This is a genomic window from Pseudomonas sp. IT-P253, from assembly GCF_949768125.1.
Classification (GTDB): domain Bacteria; phylum Pseudomonadota; class Gammaproteobacteria; order Pseudomonadales; family Pseudomonadaceae; genus Aquipseudomonas.
In genome coordinates this window covers 62,598-87,261 of the sequence record NZ_CATKPT010000022.1, presented here as the reverse complement: position 1 = coordinate 87,261, position 24,664 = coordinate 62,598, and the positions used below count along the sequence as shown (strand labels likewise).

Below are 24,664 nucleotides of genomic sequence, written 5' to 3'. Positions count from 1 at the left end.
CATTAGCACATATCAGCGTCGTTAATAGAAGAATGCAGGCCCCATCAACCGGGGCCTGCGGCCTATTGACGCAGCATAAACTTGAGGTCGCTCGGGGCGTCCATCGGCAGTTTTTGCACGGCTTTACCTAAAAGACCGGTCTTGGCATCGCGCTCGACGACGACAATCTGATTGCTCTTCTGGTTGGCAATCAACAGAAACTTACCCGTTGGATCGAGGCTGAATTCGCGCGGGTGGTCGCCTTCAACCGAGCGGCGCTGCAACTCCTTGAGGTGGCCATTAGCGGGGTCGATAGCGAACACCAGCAGTTGATTGGCGGTACCACGGTTGCTGACGTAGAGGAACCGGCCATCCGCCGAGGCGTGCAATGCCGCAGCCGCCTTGTCCGACGAGGGCTGCCCCGCCGCGAGGTCGACCATTTGGGTTGGCTTGAGTGTGCCGTCCTGGTAATCGAACACGGCCACCTGAGCACTCATTTCCATGGTCAGCCAGGCGTGCTTGCCATCGGCGCTGAACAGCAGATGCCGCGGCCCGCTGCCCGGCGGCAGCTGGACCGACGCGGGGGTCGCGGCGGTCAACGGCAGCTCGGGATTGCCCTTGGGGTTGAAGCGGTAGATAAAAATCCTGTCCGCCCCAAGATCATTGGAAAACACGTAGTTGCCATCCAGTGACGAAATCGTCGAATGCACGTGGGCCGACATCTGCCGCTCGGGATTGACCCGACTGGAAGGATGGCTGCTCATCTGCACCACCGGTTTGAGCTTGCCATCGGCGCTCACCGGTAACACCGCCAAGGTGCCGCCCGGATCTTCAGCGACCGAATAGTTGCTGACAAACAAGTGGCTGGCATCACCACTGAGGCTTGAATGCGTCGGTTCGTTGCCCAGGCTCTGAACTTGATTGATCAGGCTCAGTTCATGGGTCTTGGCGTCGATCGCATAGCTGCTGACACGCCCTACCGGATCAGCCTGGCCCGGGCCGTTTTCGTTGACCACGAACAGGTGACGCTGATCTTTGGACAGGGTCAGCCACGACGGGTTTTCGCTTTTGACCACTTGCAACGGTTTGGAGTTGATCTGCCCGGTGGCGCTGTCGAAACTCAGGCGATAAATACCCTGGCTCTGGCCGGCCGTGTAAGAACCGACCAGCAGTTGATAGTCGTCGGCGGACGCCGCCTGGACGCCCATCGCGCCCATACTGCCGGCCATCAACAGCGGCCAGAGTTTACGCATCCTCATTCTCTTCATCCTCGTCATCACCACCGAACGCGGTCAAGCACACCAACCGGTGCTCGCCGGAATCACCGGTGATCACCCAGCTTTGCAGGGTCGGATCGAACGTCGCCGCCGCAATCTGCGCCGGGGTGAACTCCCAGTGTTTGGCCGCTCGGCCATCCATGCATTCGATGTGCAGGTTGTCGTGTTCATCGAGGGAAAATTCAAAGGCGTGCAGCCCGTCGATTTCAACCATGTCGCAATGTTCGAGGGTATTGAGCAAGGTGTCGGTTACGGCAGTCATGGCAGTCAATCTTTAAAGGGGAAAAACGCAATGATAGCTCAATGTGGGAGCGGACCAGTGTCGGACATACCACCCGAATACAACAACAGACAACTGTGGGAGCGAACCCGCTCGCGAAGGCGCTTTATCATTCAACCTCTGTATTGGCTGACACTCCGCCTTCGCGAGCAGGCTCGCTCCTACAGGGGGTTAGTGTGAAATTTGAGCTTAAAAAAGCCGCAACCATCATGGTTGCGGCTTTTTTATTTTCAGCGACCGATCAGTGAGCAAACAATGAGTTGCCCTTCTGCCCCGCCAGCTTCTCCGGTTTGATCAGGAACCGTGCGAGCGCTGGCAGCAGCCAGAGTGCGCCGAACATGTTCCAGAGCAGCATAAAGGTCAGCATCAGGCCCATATCGGCCTGGAACTTGATGGCCGAGAAGATCCAGGTGCACACGCCGATGGCCAGGCACAAACCGGTGAACAGTACCGCTTTACCGGTCGATTTCAGCGTCTGGTAATAAGCTTCTTGCAACGGCAGACCAGCACGCAGGAAACTTTCCAGTCGGCTGTAGATGTAGATGCCATAGTCCACGCCAATCCCTACACCCAGCGCCACGACTGGCAGCGTCGCGACTTTTACGCCGATGCCCATGAAGGCCATCAGTGCGTTGCCGAGCACCGAGGTCAGCACCAGCGGCAGCACGATGCACAAGGTCGCCGCCCAGGAACGGAAGGTGATCATGCACATGGTCGCGACGCAGATGTACACCAGGATCAGGATGGTCAGCTCGGATTCCTTGATCACCTCGTTGGTAGCCGCCTCGATCCCGGCATTACCGGCAGCGAGGATGAATTCCAGCCCTTCCTTGTTGTTTTCCTCGGCGAAGTCCTGGACGGCATGGACGGCGCGGTCCAGCGTGGCAGCCTTGTGATCGTTGAGGAACACCAGCACCGGCGCCAGGGAACAGTTGTTGTTGTAGAGGCCGTCAGCCCGAGCGATGGAGTTGTTCAGCACGTCCGGGTTGCGCGACAAGGTTTCCCACTTCAGGTTGCCCTCGTTCATGCCCTTGATCATCTGCTTGGACACGGTCACCAGAGAAATCGCTGACTGCACGCCCTCGGTGTTCTGCATCTTCCACATCAGCTCGTCGATCGGCGCCATGGCTTCGTAGCGCGAGCAACCTTCAGCCTTGGTCTTGACCATCACCACCAATACATCCGAGCTGGTGGAGTAGTTGTTGATGATGAAGCTGTTGTCCTTGTTGTAGCGCGAATCCGGACGCAGCTCTGGAGCCCCCTGATCAAGGTCGCCGATTTTCAGGTTCTGGCTGTACCAAAGGCCGCCTCCGAAGGCCAGCAAGGCCAAAACGATCGACACCGGAGCAACTTTGGCGCTGGCAAAGTTCGACAGCAGACGCCAGAACGGGTGCTCGCGGGTTGCATCTTTCTTGCTGCGGGCCACCGCGCGATTGCTGATACCAACGTAGGAAATCGCTACCGGCAGCAGGATCAGGTTAGTGAACACGATCACCGCCACGCCGATGGAGGCACCGATCGCCAGCTCGCGAATCACACCGATATCGATGATCAACAGCGTGATGAAGCCCACCGCATCCGCGAGGATGGCGATCATCCCTGGCAGAAACAGTTGTCGAAAGGTACGCCGCGCTGCCGTCAGGGCGTTGTCCGCATCGCTGGACTGCAAGGCAATCCCGTTGATCTTCTGCACGCCGTGGGAAATACCGATGGCGAAGATCAGGAACGGAACCAGCATTGAATACGGATCAAGCCCGAAGCCGAAGAAGTGCATCAAGCCGAGCTGCCAGACCACCGCCACCAGCGTCGTACTCAGCACCGCCACGGTGCTGCGCATGCAGTTGGTGAACCAGTAGAGCAGGATCAACGTGATGATGAAGGCGACGCCGAAGAACATCACCACCATGACCAGGCCATCGATCAGGTCGCCGACTTTCTTGGCGAAACCGACGATGTGGATCTGCACGTTAGGGTTCTGCTTTTCAAACTTGTCGCGGATCTTTTCTTCCAGCTCATGGGAGAACTGGCGATAGTCCAGGGCCAGCAACTTGCCTTGATCCTGCGGGTCCGGATAGGACTCGAGCAACGGGATATCGACAATGCTCGACTTGAAGTCGTTGGACACCAGACGCCCGACCTGGCCGGACTTGAGCACGTTGTTGCGCAACAGGTCGAGGCTTTGCTGGGAACCGTTATAGCTCTGCGGAATCACCTCACCACCGGCAAAACCCTCTTCCGTCACTTCGGTCCAGCGCACGCTCGGGCTCCACAGCGACTTCAGGCCGGAACGGTCAACGCCGGAAATGTAGAACACCTCGTCGTTGATCTGACGCAGGGTCTCCATGTACTCCTTGGAGAAGATGTCGCCATTGGTGGCTTCCACCGAGATCCGCACCGTATTGCCCAGGTTTGCCAGATCGTTACGGTGCTCCATCATGTTTTGAATGAATGGATGCTGGAGCGGGATCATTTTTTCAAAACTGGTGGACGGCCGGATCAGCGTGGCCTGCCAGAACAGGAAAATACTGACCAGCAGGCAGATAGTGATCACAGCCGGACGGTTGTTGAATATCAGGCGCTCAAGAAGCGTCGCCTTGTCTTGGTGATGACTTGTCATTGATGTCATAGCTCCGCCCTTCTTATTATTTGCCCAGCTCGGCGCCGGTTGGCGAAGTGGCGCGAACGCCGCCCTGTCCTGCCAGAATCAGATTGCCGTTGCCCGCCGCGGTGACCGCCGAAACGGAAATGCGATCCGGACGGTTGAACACGCTAAAGGTTTCACCGTTGTCGTTACTGCGGATCACCGAACCTCCGTTGCCGACGATGACGAGGGTGCCGTCGTCGAACAACGTTGCGCCGGACAGCCCGAACTCCAGTGCGCCGCGAGTAGCCTTGAGTTCGACCGGCGCCCACGTGGTACCGAAATCGGTCGAGCGAAACAGGTTGCCCCGCAGCCCGTAGGCCAGCAGCGTGTTGGCCTGGGCGGTGCCGATCACACCGAACAACGAACCTTGGTAGGGGCCTTCGAGCTTTTCCCAGGTCTGGCCCCAATCAGCCGAGCGGAACATGCTGCCCTGCTCGCCAACGATGAACAGTCCGGCATCCTTGACCGCTGCGATAGCGTTGAGGTGGTACTGGTCTTCGTTGTCGAGGCGGTCGCTGGCGTCTTCCCAGTGCTTGCCTCCATCGGTGGTTTCCATCAACGAACCGTAAGCACCCACGGCAAAGCCACTGTTGACGTCCTTGAACCAGACGTCGAGCAGCGGTGATTCGCGCTTCAGATCTTCAAACTGTTTGGTCCAGGTGACGCCGCCGTCCTCGCTGGCGAGGATTTGTGCGTCGTGGCCGACAGCCCAGCCGTGTTTGTCGTCGACAAAAAATACCGACGTCAGCAGCTGACGGCTCGGGACTTTGGCCTGGGTCCAGGTCGCGCCCTGGTCATCGGAATACAGAATGTGCCCGCGATCGCCGACCGCCACCAGACGCTTACCGGCGTGCGCGACGTCGAGCATCAGGCTTTTGCTGGCCTTGGCGGATTCAACGGAATACACAACGTCGGTTGTTGGCGCGGCGGCGGCCAGTACAGGTGCCGACAACACGGTATAGCCCAACAGCGAGAGCGCTGTAGCCAGCAACGCGAATTTGCGTATTGCCGGCGGGCGGCAGATACCCACACCCATGACAGGCTCACTCATAGACCTTCCCCCATTATTATTGTTAGGTCGTTCAACCTTTCAGGGCGCCGTAAGGGCTGCTCGTTGGGATTGGCGTTCTGGAGCGTGGTCCTGAAACGCGCAATCTAGAGCCCCCTTCGGAAGCTGGCTTATCCTATCGGGGTTTGGAAAGGTCTGACAATCGACGCCACGTTATGTTTTGTTAACCAGGGGGTATGGGGGGGGGGCTGAATGATTGGGTATCAGGTGGGGTGATTTGGGGGCTGGTTTTGGGGGCATTTCCGTTTTTTCTAGCGGCTGCTACTTGAGTCGCTGTAGGAGCGAAACCAGACTCAGGCCAGGCTTTTGCTGACCACTTCAAACACATCGCTGGACAGCTGACCCGAAGCACGAATCCGCTCCAGTTCAACTTTCATCAACGCCTGGCGAGCATCGTCATATTTGCGCCAGCGAGTCAGCGGCGCCAACTGCCGCGAAGCGATTTGCGGGTTAAACCCGTTCAACTCAATCACCAGGTCTGCCAGGAAGCGATAGCCGGAACCGTCCGCCGCATGGAAGTTGATCAGGTTCTGCCCGGCAAATGCACCGACCAGTGCCCGTACCTTGTTCGGGTTCTTGATGTTGAACGCCGGATGCTGCATCAACTGACGAACCCGCTCCAGACCACCGGGCAATGTGCTGCCCGCTTGAACACTGAACCACTGATCCATAACCAGCGGATTGGCCTTGAAGTGCTCGGCGAAGCTGGCCAGCGCCTTGGCTTTCTCGTCTTCGAAAGACGAGTTCACCAACACCGCCAACGCCGTCAGGCGCTCGGTCATGTTGTCGCTTGTTTCAAACTGCTCAAGCGTCGCGGCCAACACTTGCGGCTTGCCGCTCAGCATCAGGTACGACAGCGCGATGTTCTGCAGCGCACGACGAGCAAAGTGCTCCGCCTCGGCCACATAAGGCGTCTGTTTCGACAGATCGCGGTTGGCCTGGTAACGCAGCCACAACGCGTCAAACAAACCCTCGGCCAACTGCTTGCGAGCAAACTCGCGAGCAATGTGAATGGCATCTACATCAGCCACTTCGCTGATTTCAGTCAGATACGCCTCACCGGGAAGCGAGAGCATTTCCGCAACCATCGCCTGGTCCAGCGTGTCGTCGGACAATACGGTGCGCAAGGCTGACACCAGACGCTGATCCAGCACCAGTGCCTCACCCTTCTGCTGTTGAGCGATCAATTCTTGCAGCACCTGCACCGACAATTGCTGACCCGCATCCCAACGATTAAAACCGTCGCTGTCATGCTGCATCAGGAACATCAACTGATCGCGGTTGTACGGGAAGCTCAGTTTCACCGGTGCCGAGAAACCACGCAGCAATGAAGGCAATGGCTGTTCAGCGATGTCGACAAAGGTGAAAGTCTGCTCGGCCTCGGTCACCGAAATAACCCGCGAAGTGCCCTGCGCACTGGCCTCACCGCAAAGGCGCAACGCAATCGCCGCCCCTTTGGCGTCCAGCAAGCCCAACTCGACCGGGATCACGAACGGCAGTTTTTCAACCTTGTCCGGCGTTTCCGGGCAGCTCTGACGGAACGTCAGGCTGTAGGTTTTCGCCGCCGCATCGTAGGACTCGCTCACCGCCAATCGCGGTGTCCCGGCCTGGCTGTACCAGCGTTTGAACGGGGTCAGGTCGACACCATTGGCGTCTTCCATGGCCTTGATGAAGTCATCGCACGTCACGGCCTGGCCGTCGTGGCGATCGAAATACAGGTCGCTGCCTTTGCGGAAGCCTTGCGCGCCGAGCAACGTGTGGATCATGCCGACCACTTCCGAGCCCTTTTCGTACACGGTCAGGGTGTAGAAGTTGGAAATCTCGATGAAGCTCTCCGGGCGCACGGCGTGGGCCATGGGGCCGGCGTCTTCGGCGAACTGGTGGGTGCGCAGGTACGCCACGTCCTGGATACGCTTGACCGTGGCCGAGTTCATGTCGGCGGAGAAGCCCGAGTCGCGGAACACGGTGAAACCTTCCTTCAGCGACAACTGGAACCAGTCGCGGCAGGTCACGCGGTTGCCCGACCAGTTGTGGAAGTATTCGTGGGCAACGATCGCCTCGACCCGCTGGTGTGCGGCGTCAGTGGCGGTTTCGGCCCGGGCCAGCACGGCGCTGGAGTTGAAGATGTTGAGGCCCTTGTTCTCCATGGCGCCCATGTTGAAGTCGTTGACCGCGACGATCATGAAGATGTCCAGGTCGTACTCGCGACCGTAGACTTCTTCGTCCCAGCGCATCGACTTTTTCAGGCTGTTCATGGCGTGCTGGCACTTGTCGATGTTTTCTGGCTCGACATAAATGCGCAGCGCCACGGAGCGCCCGGTCATGGTGGTGAACGTGTCTTCGACACACCACAAGTCACCGGCCACCAGCGCGAACAAATACGCCGGTTTCATGAACGGGTCTTCCCACGTTGCCCAGTGCCGGCCCTCCTCGCCCGGACCACTGGCAATCGGGTTGCCGTTGGACAGGAGCATCGGATAACTGTGCTGCTCGGCGACGACCGTGGTGGTGAATTTGCTCATCACGTCCGGGCGGTCGAGGTAATAGGTGATCTTGCGGAAACCTTCGGCCTCGCACTGAGTGCAGAACATGCCGCTGGACTTGTACAAACCTTCCAGCGCGGTGTTGCTTTCCGGGTGGATCTTGACGCTGGTGTCGACCGTGAACGTGGTGCTGGTCGGGTGCAGGGTCAGGTGATTCTCGGTCATCTGGTAATCAGCGGTGCTCAGCTCGCGGTCGGCCAGCGTCACCGATAGCAACTCCAGCTGCTGGCCATCCAGCACCAGCGGCGGCAGGCCAGGGCCACGCTCAGGGTTGCGGCGCATCACCAGTTGCGCATGGACCAGGCTGTGGTCCTCGAACAACTCGAAGGTCAGGTGTGTCTCGTCGATCAGGTACTCAGGCGCCTGATAGTCCTTCAGGTAGATCATCTTCGGTTGTTCGGTGCGCATGCTGGAGTCCTTACTGATGCACGGCGAGCTGATAGGCCGTGTATTTACGAATATTGATCACGCCGGTATCGAAGATCAGGTATTGGCCCTTGATCCCCAGCAGCGTGCCTTCGGCAATCGGATTCTTGTCCAGGTTGAAGCTGACAATCTTCGTCGGGTATTGCTCGACCGGGTAGTGGATTTCGAGCGGTTCTACGTCGGAAACAGTTTGGATGGCCTGTAGGCCGAATCGTTCCTGCAAACCTTGCAGCCCTTCGGCGCAGCGTTCAAACAGCTGATCGCGAACCGCGGCCAGGTCCACCGACACCGCTTCGCCCTTGAGTAAAGCACGCCAGTTGGTCTTGTCCGCCACCTGACTGCGGAACAGGTCTTCGACGAAGCCCGACTGCTGGCGAGTCGACACGCGCATGATCGGCAATGCCTGACGTGCGCCTTGATCGATCCAGCGAGTCGGTAACTGTGTGGCGCGGGTAATCCCGACTTTCACACCCGACGAATTGGACAGGTACACGATGTGATCGGTCATGCAAAACTTCTCGCCCCACTCCGGCTCACGGCAAGTGCCGGCGTCGTAGTGACAGCGCTCCGGGCTCATGATGCAGACATCGCACTGAGCCAGCTTGGTCATGCACGGGTAGCAATAACCCTGGCTGAAACTGGTTTTGGTCTTGCGCCCGCAATGAGAGCAAAAGATCGCGCCCAGGTATTCCAGGCGCACTGTGGTGCCAATCAACGGGTTGACCGGAACCTCGACGTCGCCCAGGCGAAACGCGTACTGCACGTTCGACCCGTCAAGGCGCGTCGACATTTTACTGATTGCACCGCGGCCAATCTCGATCAATGGATGGCATCCGACTTGAACAGAATATTCGGCACGCTGATCGACTTCGAACTGCACTCCTGCGGGCCCATGTAGCCGGTACGCTGTTCTTCGGGCAGGTTCTGGATTTCCCAGGCGATCATCGCTTGCAGCGACAGTTCGCGTTGTTCGGCGGTGAGTTTGCCGCCGTCAGACCATTTACCGATTTCCACCGCCAATTTCAGGTTCTGGTAAATATCGGGTGTGATGTTTTTAATCATTTCGTTGAAAGAGGACATCAAGGTCTCCGCGCTCTTTAATTCACATAGCTTGTTTAGGCGTGCAGTTTACGGCGGTTGTACAAACCACCCAACAAACCGGTCAGGCATCCGACGAGCAACCCGCCGACGTGCGCCGCGTTGGCAATTTCACCGAAGCCGATCATCGAGATCAGCCCGGACAGACACAGCAGCAGCCACACCAGCATCATCACCAGCACGCCACGCGGCAGGCTATAAGCCCGGTTCGGCGACAGCGTCTGAAAGATCCAGCAATGACCGAGCAGGCCGTACAGCACCCCGGACAACCCGCCAAACAACGTCGGGCCGCTGAAATAATATTGGGCGTAATTGGAGGTCAGGCTGAACAGCAACGTCAGGCCGATCAGGTTGATGCTGCCCTGGCGCGACTCGATACGCCGCCCCAGCTCCCAGTACCACATACCGTTCATGGCCAGGTGCAGGATGCCGAAGTGGATCAGCATCGGCGTCACCAGACGCCACCACTGCCCCGCCGCCAGGCTGTCGGCCAAGGGCACGAAACGGATGTACTCGCCGACCACGTGAAAATCCAGGAAGGTCAGCCAGCGCATCGTGTCGAGGTTTTCGCCAAGCAGCGTCACTGCGCTGACGATCAGGCTCAACAGCAACACCAGACCCGTCGCCCTGGCGTGGCGCAATTGCTCGGCAAAACCGGGGCGATTCAGGGTCTGCGCCACCGGGATGTCCAGTTGCTGATCAGGGTCACCCGCCGGGAAACGCTCGTACAAAGCACGAATGTCTTCGCTGATGCTGGCGGGCACCCACAACACTTGCTCGCCCGCTTCTTCGCTGACGCGATACGGCACCTGCATGCGTTGCAACAGATTGACGAACCCGCTCAAATCTACCGCCAGCGGCAGTCGCAATACGGCAACAGTACTCATTGCAGGGCCTCCGGCCGTTCAACATCGACCCAAACAAATTTATGCGGATCGAGCCGGGTTTCCTGGTCCAGGCGATAGGCAACCAGTTTGCCGTAGAGCACCGCGCTGTAATCCAGACACGCCAGGTTAGGGCGGATCGGTGCCGGTTTACCGCTGCGCCAATAGTGGCCGACGAACAACAAGGGTTCGTCAATGCCATAGCGCAACAACGTGTTTTTTTCGGTGGAAGACAGCGGGGTCCGGGCCACGGGTTCGGGCAAAGCGTCAGGCTGAAACACGATATCTCCGTAGGTTTGTGGGTCGTCTTCCCAGAACTTGGTGCGGAAGAAGGAGCGCACCAGGCCATCGCCGCTGGTCATCGTCAACCCGTGAGGCAAGCGCATGTCGGTACCGCGCAACAGGCGGTCGAACACCGTGCACGCGAAACTGCCCGGCACGGCCGAGGCCTGGAGAAAATGCTCATCCACGCAACCATCGGCAAACAGCGCCCGAAGCGGTTCAATCAGGCCGGAGTCCCAGCAGGCGTGCACGACCCGGAAACGCCCGGCATCGATGAACAACGGCATTTCATAAAACCATTGCTGGAAGTCGTGCCAGTCGCCTGGATGATCTTCAAATTGAGCCAGGGTTTCACCGAGCAGTCGCGCGTGACGCGGGGTGTGTTCGCGCACGAACTGCTTGCCGCTGCCTGGAGGCGCCGGGGTGCTCCAGCCGAGGGCGTTGAATTCATGGTTACCCATGATGCACAACGCCTGACGGGCCTCGACCATGTCATGAACGATGTGCAACGCCTCGCGAATCCGCGGGCCGCGGTCGATAATGTCACCGACGAACACCGCCATGCGCGATGGATGCCGCCAGACACCCCCTTGTTTGTGATAACCGAGTCGGTCCAGCAAGTGCTCAAGGGTCAGAGCGCAACCGTGCACGTCACCGATCAGGTCGTAGCTACGCGCGGGATCGAGCATCAGTCGCCTCCACCACCCAATCGACTGCCCCAGCCGAGCTTGGTCCGGCAGACTTCATAGTAATTGTGGTCGAGCGGGTGGATCAGCCGCAATTTCTGCGCCTTTTTGCTGACGGTGATGGTGTCACCCGGCGCGCAGGTGAAGTGATTCTGGCCGTCACAAGACACTTGCGGGTAAATCTGCATATCCTTGGACACGACGATTTTCAGCTCACTGTTGCCATCGACCACAATTGGCCGGCCTGACAAGGTATGGGGGTACATTGGCACAATCACAATAGCGTCGAGCTTGGGATGCATGATCGGGCCACCCGCCGACAGCGCATAAGCCGTCGAACCGGTCGGTGTGGCGACGATCAGGCCGTCGGCCTTCTGGCTGCAGACGAACTGGCCGTCGATGTACAGCTCGAACTCGATCATCCGCGTTGATTTACCGGGGTGCAGCACCACGTCGTTCAAGGCATCGCCCTGACCGATGGCCTCGGCGTGGCGACGGACTTCGGCTTGCAGCAGGAAGCGGTTTTCCACCAGATAGTGGCCGTCGAGCACTTCGGCGACTTTGACTTCCAGCTCATCAGGGCGGATATCGGTCAGAAAGCCCAGGCTGCCACGGTTGATACCGAGCACCGGAATATTGTGTCGGGCCAAGGCACGTGCGGCGCCGAGCAGGCTGCCGTCACCGCCGACCACAATCACCATGTCACAGACTTCGCCGAGCATCTTGCGCGACGAGGTTTGCAGGCCATGACCGGGCAGTACTTCGGCGATGGTGTCTTCGAGGATCACGTGCAGGTGACGATCGAGCAGAAACCGTTTCAGTCGGCGGACGGTATCCAGCACCTGCGAACTGCCCAGGCGACCGATGATGCCGATATTACGAAATTGCTCCATGGGGCTCCTAAGTAGGGTCCGTTGACGCTGGGTGGCGGCCGCCAAGCGTCAACAGACCCTAAGGTCAGCGAAGGCGAAAAGCACGATTATGGGCGAAAGCGCGGGATAGACAAAATCCTTTCAGCTACAAGGATGTACTCCTGTTTGAGGCTATGCTCGCAAGATGATCCTATTTCCAGATTTGTTGCAGTTACCCCACCAGTTACGCCACCCCGAAGTGCGTGACCTGGCGTGGGTCATCCTCGCACCGCCGATGCTCAGCGACACGCCGTGGCCGCAACGCCATCCGCTGGCCGGCAGCGATTGGGTGCAGGCACCGGAACGTCTGGAGCAGTGGCTGCGACAACTCGATCACGACAGTTATGACTTGCTGCACTGGCTGGCCCAGGCGCGAACCCGGCGCCTGGGTCTGTATTACGAGCGTCTGTGGCAATACGCCGTGCGGCATGCGCCGGGCATCGACCTGATTGCCGCCAATATGCCTATCCGCCGCGAGGGTCATACCTTGGGCGAGCTGGACATGCTACTGCGTGATCGCGACGGCGTGCATCATCTGGAGTTGGCAATCAAACTCTACCTCGGTCCGCAAAATGGCGATGGCCACGACACCGCGCAATGGCTCGGCCCAGGCTGCCATGATCGGCTGGACCGAAAACTGGCGCACCTGACCCAGCATCAGCTGCCGATCTCCGCACGATCGGAGAGCCGCGAAGTGCTCGCAGCGCTGGATATCCAGCAGTTCAGCGCGCATTTGTGGCTGGGCGGTTATTTACTGTATCCATGGCCGGGACACGCCGAGCCCCCCATCGGCGCCCATCCGCAGCATTTGCGCGGTAGCTGGTTGCATCAAAAGGACTGGCCGGCCTTTGTCGTGCAGCGGCCGTTCGGTCGCTGGCAGCCCCTGCCCCGTCACGCCTGGCTGGCACCGGCGCACTATCCTGCCGAGCAGACCTGGAGCACTGAACAGTTGGCGGCGTGGCTGAGTGATCTGGAGCCGCTGGCGCCTGCGCAATTGCTGGTTCGATTGGTTGAGAATGCTAAAGGCGACTGGGAGGAAGCGGAGCGCCTGTTTCTGGTGGCGGACCTTTGGCCGAATGTGCCGGGCAGTGGTTGAAATTTGAGGTGAATGAACGGCCCCCTTCGCGAGCAGGCTCGCTCCCATAGAGGCGGTGGTGATCCTGTGGGAGCGAGCCTGCTCGCGAAGGGGCCAACCCGGTTTAGATGGACAACCTCAATGCCAAAGCCGCCAAGGTCACCAACAACACCGGCACCGTCAACACAATCCCGACCTTGAAGTAATACCCCCAGCCAATCCGGATGCTCTTGCGCTCCAGCACGTGCAGCCACAGCAACGTCGCCAGACTGCCGATCGGGGTGATTTTCGGCCCCAAATCGCTGCCGATGACGTTGGCGTAGACCATTGCCTCCTTCACCACCCCGGTTGCCTGGCTCGCATCAATCGATAACAGACCGATCAGCACTGTCGGCAGATTGTTCATCATCGACGCCAGCAACGCCGTCAGCACGCCCGTGCCCATGGCCGCGCCCCAGACGCCGTACCCGGCAAAACCGTCAAGCCAACCGGCCAGATACCCGGTCAGCCCGGCGTTGCGCAGGCCATACACCACCAGGTACATGCCCAACGAGAAAATCACGATGTGCCACGGCGCTTCTTTCATCACTTTGCGCGTGGAAATCTTGTGACCCCGGGCGGCAACGGCCAGCAGCAGCGCCGCGCACACTGCCGAAATCGCGCTGATCGGAATGCCCAGCGGTTCCAGGGCAAAGCAGCCGAGCAACAAAATCACCAGGACCGCCCAACCGGCGTAGAACGTCGCGCTGTCGTGGATCGCCGACTTGGGAGATTCAAGCTGCCTGGGGTCGTAATCCTTGGGGATGTCGCGACGGAAGTACACCATCAGCACCGCAAGCGTTGCCGCGACACTCACCAGATTGACTGGAATCATCACCGCGGCGTAGCGGTTGAAGCTGATATGGAAGAAGTCCGCGGAGACGATGTTCACCAGGTTCGACACCACCAGTGGCAGGCTGGCGGTATCGGCAATGAAGCCGGCCCCCATGACGAACGCCAAGGTCGCCGCGGGCGAAAAACGCAACGCCAGCAACATGGAAATCACGATAGGCGTGAGAATCAGCGCCGCCCCGTCGTTGGCGAACAGCGCCGACACCAGTGCCCCGAGCAGCACCATATAAGCAAAGAGCTTGCGTCCGCTGCCCCTTCCCCAACGGGCCACATGCAGCGCCGCCCAGGCAAACAGCCCCGCCTCGTCCAGCAGCAGACTAATGATGATCAGTGCGACGAAGGTGCCTGTGGCGTTCCAGATGATCTGCCACACCAGCGGGATGTCGGACAGGTGCACCACGCCGAAAATCAGCGCCAATACCGCGCCGAACACCGCACTCCAGCCAACACCAAGGCCTTTGGGCTGCCAGATCACCAAGGTGATGGTCAGCAGGAAAATCAATGACGCGATGAGCATGTAAAAGCAGCCTTCAATCAAGGGCCGCTAAAGTAACGCAGATCACCCCAAAGGGCGTAGCAGCTGTCGAGCTTGCGAGGCTGCGTTCGGCTGCGGAGCAGTCGTGAAATCAGACACCGCGGTCTTGCAGATACAATGTGCATACAGGGTTTACGACTGCTTCGCAGCCGAACGCAGCCTCGCAGGCTCGGCAGCTGCTACGCCAACCGAGTCATATGCCCCTTCGCTGGTGCGACCCGTCCATGAAACAAGCGGAAAATCACGCTCTGTGCTGCCTCATAGCCCTCGCTTTCGACCACTTCCAGTAACGAGCTTGCTCCTACAGGGTTGATCACATTTTCTTGTGCTGCTCGACCCACACGCCATAAGCATTGATGAAACTTTGCAAAAATGGCTTCACCGATTCGGACAGTTTGCCCGCCTCGTCAAAGGCCGAACCGGCGCCGCTCAAATAGGCTTCGGGTTGCTGCATGCACGGCACATTGAGAAAAACCATGGACTGGCGCAAATGGTGATTGGCGCCAAAACCGCCAATCGCTCCCGGTGAAACGCTGATCACCGCGCCGGGCTTGCCGTTCCAGGCGCTTTTGCCATACGGACGTGAACCCACGTCAATTGCATTCTTCATTGGCGCCGGCACCGAACGGTTGTATTCCGGGGTTACGAACAGCACCGCGTCGGATGAACTCACTTGTTGCCGGAAAGTGCTGTAGGCTGCCGGCGGTGATGCACCATCGATGTCTTCGTTGTAGAGCGGCAAATCGCCAATTTCGACGATATTGAGCTTGAGATTGGCCGGCGCCAGGTCCACCAGGGCCCGCGCAACCTTGCGATTGATCGATTCCTTTCTCAAGCTGCCGACCAGAACGGCGATCGTATAGACGTTGCTCATGGAAGATTCTCGACTGTTCGATGGGAAGAGCTTGTATTTATAGATGACGATTCAACCAGTGGGCGACTGAAATGGCCGCCCCTGACTATTTTTTTCCTGTAGGAAAACTTACTTCGCCCAAGCACGGTCTACAGAACCGCAAATTGAGTGATTTATCTCCAGAGGTTCTAAGCAGATGGCAGCAGTACTCGTCGGTCAGTTCCATGCAAGAGACGCGGAAGGCCGTGTTTATTCCGTGCATGAGTTCCAGGATTCCACCCCGCCGGCAGACAGTCTCACCGGTTCCAAGCCTGTCAGCACCTATAAGCTGGCCATTGGCGACCGCGTTAACAAGGTCGATGACAACCAGTTCTTGCTGGTGCAATCGGGCGTCACTATCGTTCGCGAACCGGATACCTACGTCGCTGGCGTGGCGCAAACCTCCGTCGCCTCATAACCGCGTGTTATGAGCTGAAGTCATATGGGCGGACTTGGGTTAGGATTCAGCCACTGACTCCCCACCTGCTGAACATGGACTTCACGCATGCGTTTACGTCATATCGAAGTGATCCAGGCGCTCTTGCAGACCGGTCATCTGGGTACCGCCGCCGAATGGCTGCAGTTGCCGGTGGCCGAGGTTGAACGCATTCTGCGTGACGCTGAGGATCAGTTGGGTTTCATGCTGTTTTCCAGCGTGCGTGGACGCTTGCAGGCCACTCGCGAGGCGCGGGAGTTGCAAGTCGGGATTGCCCACGTCTACGACGCGCTCGAACCGGTCCAGCGCCTGGCCAACAGCCTGAAACAATATCAGGCGCCGCCGCTTCGAATCATCTGCACACCGCCCCTGGCGCAGCAACTGTTGCCACAGAGCATCGCGGCGCTCCGCCGACGCCTGCCCGACGCGCCTTGCACCCTCCTGAGCCAACCGACCCGCGACATCGTCAAAAGCCTGCTGCTGCGCGAAAGCGATCTGGGGTTGAGCCTGCATGATCCCGATCACGCCGATATACATTGCCAGGTGGTCGCCCAAGGCAAGCTTCAGTTGCTGGCGCCTCATGGCTGGCTGCAACCGAAGCAGAAATACATCTCGTTGCAGGATCTGGCGGGCCAGTCGTTGGTGGGGCTGGAAGGTCATGACCCGTTGAGCCCCGCGCTCGATCACAAATTGCAGGCCCTGCGCCCCGCCCCGGTCATTCAGATCCGGGTACAGACTCATCAGATGATGCGCAGCATGGTCGAGGCCGGCGAAGGCCTGGCCATCGTCGACCCTTTCACCGCCCTCGGCGCCAGGTCGGCTGGACTGGATGCCTGCCCACTGGCGCCTGCCGTGCCGATCAGCCTGTATGCCCTGACCCTGAAGAACGGCGGGCCATCACCGGCCGTTCAGGCACTGCTGGACATCGTCACGGAACAAGCCGCGGCGATGTTGGCGAGCTAAGCGGGTTTTCCAGCGGGTTTTCAAACAATCGATACCAGAACAGCGCCACTTCGGCGGTGTTCGGGTCGATGCCGCGATAGCGCAGATGATCGGTCCCGCCTAACACGTAACCACTGCGCTCGTAGAGCCGGCAAGCGCCCAGGTTGTTGTTCTGGGTTTCGAGCATGATGCCCGGCAGTTTCTTTTTGCGACTCCAGAATTGCGCCACATCCAGCAGCGCCTTGGCCACGCCATGTCGCCGCGCCGGTGCGTGCACCGCCAGCTCGTCGATATGGGCAAAGCCGTTCCAGTTGGTGCTGACCACCAGATGGCCCACCGGCTCGTCATCGAGATAGGCCATGAAAATGGCGCTGTCTGCCGCGTCACGGAAACTGATGAACTCCTCGGGGTCAATCCCGTAGCACTTGCGATAAGGCGTGATCGGTGTGACCCGCCACTGCTCCACCGGTTTGCCGATTTCGGGCGCGCCATAGGCCGCGACTTCAAAACTGAAATCGCTGCCCCAGATGTAAGCGGCGAAGCCGTCGTCGGCAACCCGCACCGACAGCCCTGGGTATTTTGGATTCATGAGCGGTTGCATACTGGGAAAGGTCCTCATTCCTTGATGCAATCGACGGTGTAGTGCCGTCCATTGCCCTCGTCTTCGTGTTGCAAGCCGTGCACATCAGCGACAAACCCCGGGAAGCTGCTGTCGAATGTACGGGCAAACGCCAGGTAATCGATAATCGAGCGGGTCGACTGGGTGAAACGCTCGCCAGGCATGATCAACGGGATCCCCGGCGGGTATGGCACCAGCATCACGGCAGCGACCCGCCCATCCAGAGCATCGATCGATACCGCCTCAACGTCACCACGCACTAATTGATCATAGGCGTCAGCCGGCTTCATGGCGATTTCCGGGAGCACCGTGTACATGCGCTTGAGGTGTTTGGCCGTGGCATTGCTGCGATAGCAGGCGTGCAGCTGATCGCAAAGATCACGTAACCCCATGCCTTGATACCGCGCCACGTTCTGTTGCGCCACGCAGGGCAGGCAAGTCGCCAGACTGACGTTGGCGTCATAGCTGCGCTTGAACTCCAGCAACTCGGTCAGCAGCGTGCTCCATTTGCCCTTGGTGATGCCCATGGAGAACAGCACCAGAAACGAATACAGCCCGGTCTTTTCGACCACAAGCCCACGTTCCCAGAGGAATTTGCTGACCACCGCCGCCGGAATCCCACGCGCGCTCAAGGCACCGCCAGCGGTCAAGCCAGGCATCACCAACGTGACCTTGATCGGATCGAGCAGCACGTAGTCATCGGTTACACCGCCGAAGCCGTGCCAGTCGGCATCCGGCTGCAGCAGCCAGTCCTCGGTCACCACGCAATTGATGCCTTCGACCGACGGCGGCTGCCAGATGGAAAACCACCAGTCATCGGCGGCGATGTGCTGTCGCAGATTGGCCAGGGCCCGACGAAAACTCAGGGCCTCATCAAACATTTCCTGCAACAGCGACCGCCCGGCCGGCCCTTCCATCATGGCCGAGGCCACATCCAGTGAAGCGATGATGCTGTACTGCGGCGACGTGGAGATGTGCATCATGAACGCTTCGTTGAAGCGGTCGCGGTCCAGCTGCCGCGCACCGCCGTCCTGGACGTGAATCATCGAGGCCTGACTGAACGCGGCCAACAATTTGTGGGTGGAGTGGGTGGAGAACACCAGCGGACTGTCTTCGCTGCGGGAAGTGCCCATGCCGTAGCGTCCGGCGAAAAACTCGTGGAACGCCGCATAGGCATACCAGGCCTCGTCGAAATGCAGCACTTCGACGCTATTGCCCAGGTGCTGCTTGATCAGCTCGGCGTTGTAGCAGAGACCGTCGTAAGTCGAATTGGTCACCACCGCGAGTTTGACCTTGGGCTCACGCCCCTTTGTCAGCGGGCTGGCGTCGATTTTGGCCTGAATCGATTCGCGGCTGAATTCGCTCAGCGGGATAGGGCCTATGATCCCCAGTTCATTGCGCTCCGGGCACAAATACAGCGGGATAGCGCCGGTCATGATGATCGAATGCAGTACCGACTTGTGGCAGTTGCGATCCACCAGCACCAGGTCGTCGCGAGCAACCATGGAATGCCAGACGATCTTGTTGGCGGTCGAGGTGCCATTGATCACGAAAAAGGTGTGATCAGCCCCGAAGTTACGGGCCGCACGGGCTTCCGCTTCTTCCAGCGGGCCGGTGTGATCCAGCAGCGAACCGAGCTCCGGCACCGACACCGACAAATCCGAACGCAAGGTGTTTTCGCCGAAGAACTGGTGAAATGCCTGACCGACCGGGCTTTTGTGATAAGCCACGCCGCCGCCGTGACCAGGCGTGTGCCAGGAGTAATTGGAGTCGGCCGTGTGTTGAACCAGCGCTTTGAAAAACGGCGGCAACAGACCATCCAGGTATTTACGCGCGGCGCGGGCGACCTGCCGGGCCAGGAACGGCACGGTGTCTTCGAACAGATAAAGGATGCCACGCAACTGATTGAGTTCATCCATCGCATCGGCGGGCGCGTTTTCCAGGGTTACCTGCTCGCCCAGGGCGAAGATCGGCAAATCCGGGGCACGCACTCGCGCGAGGCCGATCAATTCGGCCATGTTCTGTAACAAATGGGAGTGAGCGCTGGCGTCTTCGGAGGCGATCAACATGCAGGAAAGGCCGTGATGGGTCGACGCGACCAGACGCCCTTCGGTGTAATCCACTGCCGATACAATGCTGAAGCCTTCCTGCTCCAGTTCCCGTGCGATGCCACGCACGCGGTCACCGGCGACCGTGTCGGCCTTGATGTCGCGGTGGACGATCAGGACCGGAAATTTCAAATCTTTATACATGAGGCTCAGTGTCCTGAGGCGGCGGGCCGTGGCCTGCCAATAACCTCAGGGTAGAGGGTTCGAGCGATTGTGGCGAGCGCGATGCCCCGAAGCGGGACAGTGGGCGCACCCTAATGTCGCATGATTGCACGACCCGTAGCAGCTGCCGAAGGCTGCGTTCGAGCCGGGCCGCGTTCAGACGTAGCGCTCGCAAACAGGCGATATGCAGGACTTCTGACACTCCGCAGGCGAGCGCTGCGCAGGCGAACGCAGCCTTCGGCAGCTGCTACTAGGCCTTGGCCTCGGCCAGTTGCTGCCACAGCGATGGGGCGCCAGCGGATTTAGCGATAGCTTCCAGACGCGCCACGTGTTGGGCCAGATCGTCTTCGCTGGCGCGCAGGATCCGCGTCGGCTGGCGATCGGCGGGCAGGCGCCGGATTTCGGTAGCCGAGTTGTCGGCGCCTTCACCGGAACCATTGCCATCGGAAGCATTACCCGCCAGCGACAAGCTGGTCTGGCCACCCGTCATGGTCAGGTAGACGTCGGCGAGAATCTCGGAGTCGAGCAAGGCGCCGTGCAGTTCACGACCGGAGTTGTCGACGCCATAGCGTTTGCACAAGGCGTCGAGGCTGTTGCGCTGCCCCGGGTGACGTTCCCGGGCCATCATCAGGGTGTCGAGGATCGAGCAATGCTGGGTGATATCCGCGCGATCGTGCTGCCCCATCAGGGCGAATTCGTTGTTGATGAAGCCAACGTCGAACGCCGCGTTATGGATGATCAGCTGGGCGCCCTTGATGAATTCGAAGAACTCATCGGCCACTTCCGTGAAACGCGGCTTGCCCACCAAAAACTCGTTTGTGATGCCGTGGACGCCGATGGCGCCTTCATCACTCTCACGATCCGGCTGCAGGTACACGTGGAAGTGCCGGCCCGTCAGGCGCCGACCGATCAACTCGACACAACCGATTTCGATAATCCGGTGGCCGTCGGTCACCGGCATGCCGGTGGTTTCGGTATCGAGTACAACGGATCTGGTGGCCATCAGTGCTCAGCTCTCAACGGGTCATTCGTGCAAAAGCGGCGATGTTAACACGCTCGCCGGGGTCTTTCAGATACACCGCGTCGCGGCATTCGCGAGCAGGCTCGCTCCCACATTTGATCTATGGTGAGTCACAAATATTGTGTTCACTAAAGATCTACTGTGGGAGCAAGCCTGCTCGCGAATGGCGGCGACGCGATACGTCGGCAGAATCGAAATCAGGCCTGCTTGTAACCGCGCACTTCATCTACGCCACGGTTGGCAAGTTGATCCGCACGTTCGTTGCCGTGATGGCCAATGTGCCCGCGCACCCATTTCCAGGTGACGTTGTGGCGATTGACCTGCTCGTCGAGCAACATCCACAAATCGGCGTTTTTCACCGGTTCTTTCGCTGCTGTTTTCCAGCCGCGCTTCTTCCAGTTATCCATCCACTCGTTGATGCCTTTCATCACGTACTGCGAGTCGGTGACCAGCAACACGTCGCAAGAACGCTTGAGTTCTTCCAGGCCGCGGATCGCGCCCATCAGTTCCATGCGGTTGTTGGTGGTATTGGCTTCGCCGCCCCAGAGTTCTTTTTCAACACCCTTGCACACCAGCAATGCGCCCCAGCCGCCAGGGCCAGGGTTGCCTTTGCAGGCGCCGTCAGTGAACAGTTCTACGCTATCGCTCATGCCAATCTATCCAGAAAATGCGGTGGCTCGCCGATCGGTGACCGACGATGCCCGAGGCCGGGGCAATCCCGACCGGGAATACAAAAAGTGTTTTACGGCTCGATATGGCGACGATTGACCTTGGCCATCGGCAATGGAATCAGCTTGCCCATCGGTTCGCGCCGCACCTGGCGGACCGGCCGCAGGCCCACTACGATCTTGCGCGCCACCAATAAATAGAAGCCGCCGCCAGACAATTGCCACTCACCGGCCTTGCGCTCCCAACCGGCCAGACGGGCTTGCCAGGCGGGTGACGCAATCGGCGGACGATAGCACCCGAAGCGGCGTTTCTCCAGCGCGAAGCCCAGCAGGTTCAGCCAGTCGCCGACCCGGGAGGGGGAAATACAGCGCGCCTTGCGCAAGGCGTCATGGGCAAACACATGCCGCAAACCCCAACTGCTCCAGGGATTGATGCCAATGATGACAAGGTGCCCGCCGGGCCGCACGCTGCTGGCTGCTTCACGCAGCAAACCGTGGGGTGACAGGCAGAAATCCAGCCCATGCTGCAACACCACCACATCGGCTGCGTGCTCGCTTAACGGCCAGGCCTGCTCTTCGCAAACAATCTCGACCCCCGGCAAGGGGGCGCCAAGCCGCACATTGCGCTGCACCTGCGGCGCCGAGGGCGGTGTCTGGGCCGACGGACCGTAATGCACCAGATAACCGCCAAAGAAACGCCCCAGCTCGTATTCGAGCATGCGCCGTTCTTCATCCAGCAAAAATTGCCCGAGAGGGCCGGACAGCCACTCACGCGCCGCGCTGATCAACGCCAGCCAGTCAGGATCGGCCTGAGCGAACGCTTTATCGGTCATTGCATTCTCCAACGCGCCAGGAAGCTCTAAGATGCACCATTGTTTTCCGCTTGGCGAATCCGACGATGATACAGATCAGTGCCCTGCCCGCCTTTACCGACAACTACATCTGGTTGTTACAAGATCCCCGTTCCCGGCGCTGTGCAGTGGTCGATCCGGGCGATGCCGCGCCAGTGCTGGCCTGGCTCGAGGCCAACCCGGAATGGGTGTTGAGCGATATTCTGATCACTCATCACCATCATGATCATGTCGGTGGCGTCGAGCAGCTGAAAAAAGCGACAGACGCGCAAGTCTATGGCCCCGCCAGCGAAGCCATCCCGGCGCGGGACATTGCCCTCAAGGACAACGACCGAATCAGTGTGCTGGGCTGTGACTTTGACGTCATCGCCGTACCCGGCCACACCCTGGGTCATATCGCCTTCTATCATCACGGGCTGCTATTTTGCGGTGACACCCTGTTCGCCGCCGGTTGTGGGCGGTTGTTTGAAGGCACACCCGAACAAATGTACACCTCGCTGACACGCCTCGCAGCGCTTCCTGAAGAGACGCGCGTCTACTGCACGCATGAATACACCCTGAGCAATCTGCGCTTCGCCGCAGTGGTCGAGCCGGGCAACGCCGACACGGCCGCTCGCCTCGAAAAAGTCACCCGCGAACGGGAAGCCGGAATCATGACGCTGCCTTCCAGCATCGGCCTCGAAAAGCTGACAAACCCGTTTTTGCGCACCGGCGAAACATCCGTTAAAGAAAAAGTGGACGAACGGACCGGGGCCGATAACCGGGCTCCGAGTACGGTTTTTGCTGCACTACGTGCGTGGAAGGATAAATTTTAAGTCACTTGCACGATGGTCCAAAAATCTGAATGGTTGACCGCAGGGGGTACGCTTTCTAGAATCGCCCGACATTTTTGCCCGGAACTTACTTCCAGCCAATGTCGTCATCTATTCGTAAAGCCATCAATTCAGACGCATTGACCCGCCTGGCTCAAGCCATCGCGGTGGCTGTGTCCGCCACATTGGCGGGCTGCTCGAGCCATGTTCCGCAAACCGACGCGGCACACACGCCGAACATCGCGGCTCGAGCCAAGCAAAAACCTGTATGGCTCAGCGAAAAACCTAGCCCGCAAGTACCCCAGGATGTCTGGGAGCGCATGCGCCAGGGCTTCCAGTTGCAGGACGGCCTGGGCGTCAACCCGCGCATCGAACAACAGCGCCTGTGGTTCGCCAGTAACCCGTCCTTTCTCGAAAACGCCGGCGAACGCGGCAGCCTGTACATTCACTACATCATCGAACGCCTTGAAGAACGCAACATGCCGCTTGAACTGGCGCTGCTGCCAGTCATTGAAAGCGCCTACAACCCGATGGCCTATTCCCGGGCCGACGCGGTGGGTCTTTGGCAATTCATCCCGTCCACCGGGCGTTACTACAACCTGCGTCAAACCCGATTCTATGATGGCCGTCGCGATATCACCGCCTCGACCACCGCGGCGATGGATTACCTGACCCGCCTGCACGACATGTTCAACGGTGACTGGCTGTTGGCCCTCGCGGCCTACAACGCCGGTGAAGGCACCGTCAGCCGCGCCATCGAGCGTAATGAAAAGCTGGGCCTGCCGACCGATTACTGGAACCTGCCGCTGCCTGCCGAAACCCAGGCCTATGTGCCGAAGCTGCTGGCACTCTCGCAAGTGGTGCTGGCACCGGAAGCCTACGGGGTGAACCTCAACCCGATTGCCAACCAACCGTATTTCCAGGTCGTCGAAATCAACCAGCGCATGGACCTGTCCAAGGTTGCCGAGGTGGCCAACATCGACGAAGACGAGCTGTTCCAGCTCAACCCGGCCTTCAAACAGCGCACCACCATCGACGGCCCCCAGCATTTGCTGGTGCCGACGTCCAAGGCACAGTTGCTGACCGCGAGCCTCTCGACCATGCGTCCTGAGGATTTGATCAGCAAGAAGGCGCTCAAACCCGTATTCGAAGGCGCCGACGAATCCGAAGTCGCCAGCCTCAAGCGCGCCTACCGCGTTAAGCGTGGCGACAACCTGGGCACCATCGCCAAAGCCAACAAAGTCGATATCAAGGATCTGCAGCGCTGGAACAAACTGTCCGGCAAGGAGCTCAAGGTCGGCCAGACGCTGGTGATGCGGGACACGACCAAACGCAACAGCGGTCGAGTCAACACCGTTGTGGCGGCTAACAGCAAAGCCGACAAAAAGAAGCCGCAGACCCAATACAAAGTCCAGCAAGGCGACTCGCTGTACATGGTCGCCAAGCGCTTCAATGTCGAGATGCAACACCTCAAGCGCTGGAATCCTCGCGTCGGTCAGGCGTTGAAGCCGGGGCAGATGTTGACGGTTGCTTCGCCGCACTAAAACGAACCCCTGATTTCAGGGGCTTTTTT

At 59.3% G+C, this 24,664-nt stretch carries 22 protein-coding genes; 5 read left to right on the top strand and 17 right to left on the bottom strand.

The window, feature by feature from the left end; genetic code table 11:
- Positions 1-62: 62 nt before the first annotated feature.
- The 10 genes from ACM6IR_RS13235 to ACM6IR_RS13190 form a co-directional block, all read right to left on the bottom strand.
- Entirely contained in the window at positions 63-1,232 is a 1,170-nt protein-coding gene (locus ACM6IR_RS13235) for a lactonase family protein (RefSeq protein WP_414908109.1), read from the bottom strand.
- A complete protein-coding gene (locus ACM6IR_RS13230; RefSeq protein ID WP_414908108.1) occupies positions 1,225-1,518 on the bottom strand; it encodes a DUF5629 family protein in 294 nt (97 codons plus the stop codon). The genes ACM6IR_RS13235 and ACM6IR_RS13230 overlap by 8 nt, the downstream gene beginning before the upstream one ends.
- Before the next feature lie 259 nt (positions 1,519-1,777).
- Complete coding sequence (locus ACM6IR_RS13225; RefSeq protein ID WP_414908107.1) at positions 1,778-4,153, bottom strand: efflux RND transporter permease subunit; 2,376 nt, start codon at positions 4,151-4,153, stop codon at positions 1,778-1,780.
- A 25-nt stretch (positions 4,154-4,178) separates the two neighbouring features.
- Positions 4,179-5,231, bottom strand: a complete 1,053-nt coding sequence (locus ACM6IR_RS13220) for a WD40/YVTN/BNR-like repeat-containing protein (protein WP_414908106.1) — start codon at positions 5,229-5,231, stop codon at positions 4,179-4,181.
- Positions 5,232-5,542: 311 nt separating this feature from the next.
- Positions 5,543-8,200, bottom strand: coding sequence for an aminopeptidase N (gene pepN / locus ACM6IR_RS13215; protein WP_414908105.1), 2,658 nt, complete (start codon positions 8,198-8,200; stop codon positions 5,543-5,545).
- Positions 8,201-8,210: 10 nt separating this feature from the next.
- Positions 8,211-9,041 (bottom strand): DUF2797 domain-containing protein, encoded by an 831-nt coding sequence (locus ACM6IR_RS13210; RefSeq protein ID WP_414908104.1) that lies wholly within the window; start codon positions 9,039-9,041, stop codon positions 8,211-8,213.
- Positions 9,038-9,298 carry a YeaC family protein gene (locus ACM6IR_RS13205; protein ID WP_414908103.1) on the bottom strand — a complete coding sequence of 87 codons (261 nt, stop codon included), beginning with the start codon at positions 9,296-9,298 and terminating at the stop codon, positions 9,038-9,040. Before ACM6IR_RS13205 ends, ACM6IR_RS13210 begins: the two co-directional genes overlap by 4 nt.
- Positions 9,299-9,333: 35 nt before the next feature.
- A complete protein-coding gene (locus tag ACM6IR_RS13200) occupies positions 9,334-10,203 on the bottom strand; it encodes a rhomboid family intramembrane serine protease (protein ID WP_414908102.1) in 870 nt (289 codons plus the stop codon).
- Positions 10,200-11,171 carry a metallophosphoesterase gene (locus ACM6IR_RS13195; RefSeq protein ID WP_414908101.1) on the bottom strand — a complete coding sequence of 324 codons (972 nt, stop codon included), beginning with the start codon at positions 11,169-11,171 and terminating at the stop codon, positions 10,200-10,202. Before ACM6IR_RS13195 ends, ACM6IR_RS13200 begins: the two co-directional genes overlap by 4 nt.
- Positions 11,171-12,061: an NAD(+) kinase gene (locus tag ACM6IR_RS13190; RefSeq protein ID WP_162436772.1), complete on the bottom strand. Its 891-nt coding sequence runs from the start codon at positions 12,059-12,061 to the stop codon at positions 11,171-11,173. The genes ACM6IR_RS13195 and ACM6IR_RS13190 overlap by 1 nt, the downstream gene beginning before the upstream one ends.
- Before the next feature lie 163 nt (positions 12,062-12,224).
- Here ACM6IR_RS13190 and ACM6IR_RS13185 point away from each other — a divergent pair, with 163 nt between their 5' ends.
- Positions 12,225-13,175: a DUF1853 family protein gene (locus ACM6IR_RS13185; RefSeq protein ID WP_414908100.1), complete on the top strand. Its 951-nt coding sequence runs from the start codon at positions 12,225-12,227 to the stop codon at positions 13,173-13,175.
- A 103-nt stretch (positions 13,176-13,278) separates the two neighbouring features.
- On the opposite strand, the gene ACM6IR_RS13180 is transcribed toward ACM6IR_RS13185, so the two are convergent.
- Positions 13,279-14,562 (bottom strand): arsenic transporter, encoded by a 1,284-nt coding sequence (locus tag ACM6IR_RS13180; RefSeq protein WP_414908099.1) that lies wholly within the window; start codon positions 14,560-14,562, stop codon positions 13,279-13,281.
- A gap of 331 nt (positions 14,563-14,893) precedes the next feature.
- Complete coding sequence (locus tag ACM6IR_RS13175; RefSeq protein WP_414908098.1) at positions 14,894-15,454, bottom strand: NADPH-dependent FMN reductase; 561 nt, start codon at positions 15,452-15,454, stop codon at positions 14,894-14,896.
- Positions 15,455-15,629: 175 nt separating this feature from the next.
- Between ACM6IR_RS13175 and ACM6IR_RS13170 the strand changes: the two genes are divergently transcribed.
- Positions 15,630-15,890 (top strand): hypothetical protein, encoded by a 261-nt coding sequence (locus ACM6IR_RS13170; protein ID WP_414908097.1) that lies wholly within the window; start codon positions 15,630-15,632, stop codon positions 15,888-15,890.
- A gap of 87 nt (positions 15,891-15,977) precedes the next feature.
- Positions 15,978-16,871 carry a LysR substrate-binding domain-containing protein gene (locus ACM6IR_RS13165; RefSeq protein WP_414908096.1) on the top strand — a complete coding sequence of 298 codons (894 nt, stop codon included), beginning with the start codon at positions 15,978-15,980 and terminating at the stop codon, positions 16,869-16,871.
- Here ACM6IR_RS13165 and ACM6IR_RS13160 read toward each other — a convergent pair.
- The 5 genes from ACM6IR_RS13160 to ACM6IR_RS13140 form a co-directional block, all read right to left on the bottom strand.
- Entirely contained in the window at positions 16,837-17,451 is a 615-nt protein-coding gene (locus tag ACM6IR_RS13160) for a GNAT family N-acetyltransferase (RefSeq protein ID WP_414908095.1), read from the bottom strand. The two genes, ACM6IR_RS13165 and ACM6IR_RS13160, sit on opposite strands and share 35 nt — an antisense overlap.
- Positions 17,452-17,465: 14 nt before the next feature.
- Positions 17,466-19,721 (bottom strand): Orn/Lys/Arg decarboxylase N-terminal domain-containing protein, encoded by a 2,256-nt coding sequence (locus tag ACM6IR_RS13155; RefSeq protein WP_414908094.1) that lies wholly within the window; start codon positions 19,719-19,721, stop codon positions 17,466-17,468.
- 268 nt (positions 19,722-19,989) lie between these two features.
- The gene (dnaQ, locus tag ACM6IR_RS13150) at positions 19,990-20,742 is read right to left on the bottom strand and encodes a DNA polymerase III subunit epsilon (RefSeq protein ID WP_414908093.1); all 753 of its coding nucleotides are present in this window, start codon (positions 20,740-20,742) and stop codon (positions 19,990-19,992) included.
- 215 nt (positions 20,743-20,957) lie between these two features.
- On the bottom strand, positions 20,958-21,410 hold the full coding sequence (gene rnhA / locus ACM6IR_RS13145) for a ribonuclease HI (protein WP_414908092.1): 453 nt from the start codon (positions 21,408-21,410) through the stop codon (positions 20,958-20,960).
- 92 nt (positions 21,411-21,502) lie between these two features.
- Positions 21,503-22,261 carry a class I SAM-dependent methyltransferase gene (locus ACM6IR_RS13140; RefSeq protein WP_414908091.1) on the bottom strand — a complete coding sequence of 253 codons (759 nt, stop codon included), beginning with the start codon at positions 22,259-22,261 and terminating at the stop codon, positions 21,503-21,505.
- Between the two features lie 65 nt (positions 22,262-22,326).
- On the opposite strand from ACM6IR_RS13140, the gene gloB reads away from it, so the two are divergent.
- Positions 22,327-23,094, top strand: coding sequence for a hydroxyacylglutathione hydrolase (gloB, locus tag ACM6IR_RS13135; protein WP_414908090.1), 768 nt, complete (start codon positions 22,327-22,329; stop codon positions 23,092-23,094).
- Positions 23,095-23,192: 98 nt separating this feature from the next.
- Positions 23,193-24,635, top strand: coding sequence for a transglycosylase SLT domain-containing protein (locus ACM6IR_RS13130; protein WP_414908089.1), 1,443 nt, complete (start codon positions 23,193-23,195; stop codon positions 24,633-24,635).
- Positions 24,636-24,664: the final 29 nt, after the last annotated feature.

What these genes read in the sequence shown, in the direction of transcription:
- ACM6IR_RS13235 (WP_414908109.1), bottom strand. Translation starts at nt 1,232, where the DNA reads ATGCGTAAACTCTGGCCGCTGTTGATGGCCGGCAGTATGGGCGCGATG.
- ACM6IR_RS13230 (WP_414908108.1), bottom strand. Translation starts at nt 1,518, where the DNA reads ATGACTGCCGTAACCGACACCTTGCTCAATACCCTCGAACATTGCGAC.
- ACM6IR_RS13225 (WP_414908107.1), bottom strand. Translation starts at nt 4,153, where the DNA reads ATGACAAGTCATCACCAAGACAAGGCGACGCTTCTTGAGCGCCTGATA.
- ACM6IR_RS13220 (WP_414908106.1), bottom strand. Translation starts at nt 5,231, where the DNA reads ATGAGTGAGCCTGTCATGGGTGTGGGTATCTGCCGCCCGCCGGCAATA.
- pepN (WP_414908105.1), bottom strand. Translation starts at nt 8,200, where the DNA reads ATGCGCACCGAACAACCGAAGATGATCTACCTGAAGGACTATCAGGCG.
- ACM6IR_RS13205 (WP_414908103.1), bottom strand. Translation starts at nt 9,298, where the DNA reads ATGTCCTCTTTCAACGAAATGATTAAAAACATCACACCCGATATTTAC.
- ACM6IR_RS13200 (WP_414908102.1), bottom strand. Translation starts at nt 10,203, where the DNA reads ATGAGTACTGTTGCCGTATTGCGACTGCCGCTGGCGGTAGATTTGAGC.
- ACM6IR_RS13195 (WP_414908101.1), bottom strand. Translation starts at nt 11,171, where the DNA reads ATGCTCGATCCCGCGCGTAGCTACGACCTGATCGGTGACGTGCACGGT.
- ACM6IR_RS13190 (WP_162436772.1), bottom strand. Translation starts at nt 12,061, where the DNA reads ATGGAGCAATTTCGTAATATCGGCATCATCGGTCGCCTGGGCAGTTCG.
- ACM6IR_RS13185 (WP_414908100.1), top strand. Translation starts at nt 12,225, where the DNA reads ATGATCCTATTTCCAGATTTGTTGCAGTTACCCCACCAGTTACGCCAC.
- ACM6IR_RS13180 (WP_414908099.1), bottom strand. Translation starts at nt 14,562, where the DNA reads ATGCTCATCGCGTCATTGATTTTCCTGCTGACCATCACCTTGGTGATC.
- ACM6IR_RS13175 (WP_414908098.1), bottom strand. Translation starts at nt 15,454, where the DNA reads ATGAGCAACGTCTATACGATCGCCGTTCTGGTCGGCAGCTTGAGAAAG.
- ACM6IR_RS13170 (WP_414908097.1), top strand. Translation starts at nt 15,630, where the DNA reads ATGGCAGCAGTACTCGTCGGTCAGTTCCATGCAAGAGACGCGGAAGGC.
- ACM6IR_RS13165 (WP_414908096.1), top strand. Translation starts at nt 15,978, where the DNA reads ATGCGTTTACGTCATATCGAAGTGATCCAGGCGCTCTTGCAGACCGGT.
- ACM6IR_RS13160 (WP_414908095.1), bottom strand. Translation starts at nt 17,451, where the DNA reads ATGCAACCGCTCATGAATCCAAAATACCCAGGGCTGTCGGTGCGGGTT.
- ACM6IR_RS13155 (WP_414908094.1), bottom strand. Translation starts at nt 19,721, where the DNA reads ATGTATAAAGATTTGAAATTTCCGGTCCTGATCGTCCACCGCGACATC.
- dnaQ (WP_414908093.1), bottom strand. Translation starts at nt 20,742, where the DNA reads ATGGCCACCAGATCCGTTGTACTCGATACCGAAACCACCGGCATGCCG.
- rnhA (WP_414908092.1), bottom strand. Translation starts at nt 21,410, where the DNA reads ATGAGCGATAGCGTAGAACTGTTCACTGACGGCGCCTGCAAAGGCAAC.
- ACM6IR_RS13140 (WP_414908091.1), bottom strand. Translation starts at nt 22,261, where the DNA reads ATGACCGATAAAGCGTTCGCTCAGGCCGATCCTGACTGGCTGGCGTTG.
- gloB (WP_414908090.1), top strand. Translation starts at nt 22,327, where the DNA reads ATGATACAGATCAGTGCCCTGCCCGCCTTTACCGACAACTACATCTGG.
- ACM6IR_RS13130 (WP_414908089.1), top strand. Translation starts at nt 23,193, where the DNA reads ATGTCGTCATCTATTCGTAAAGCCATCAATTCAGACGCATTGACCCGC.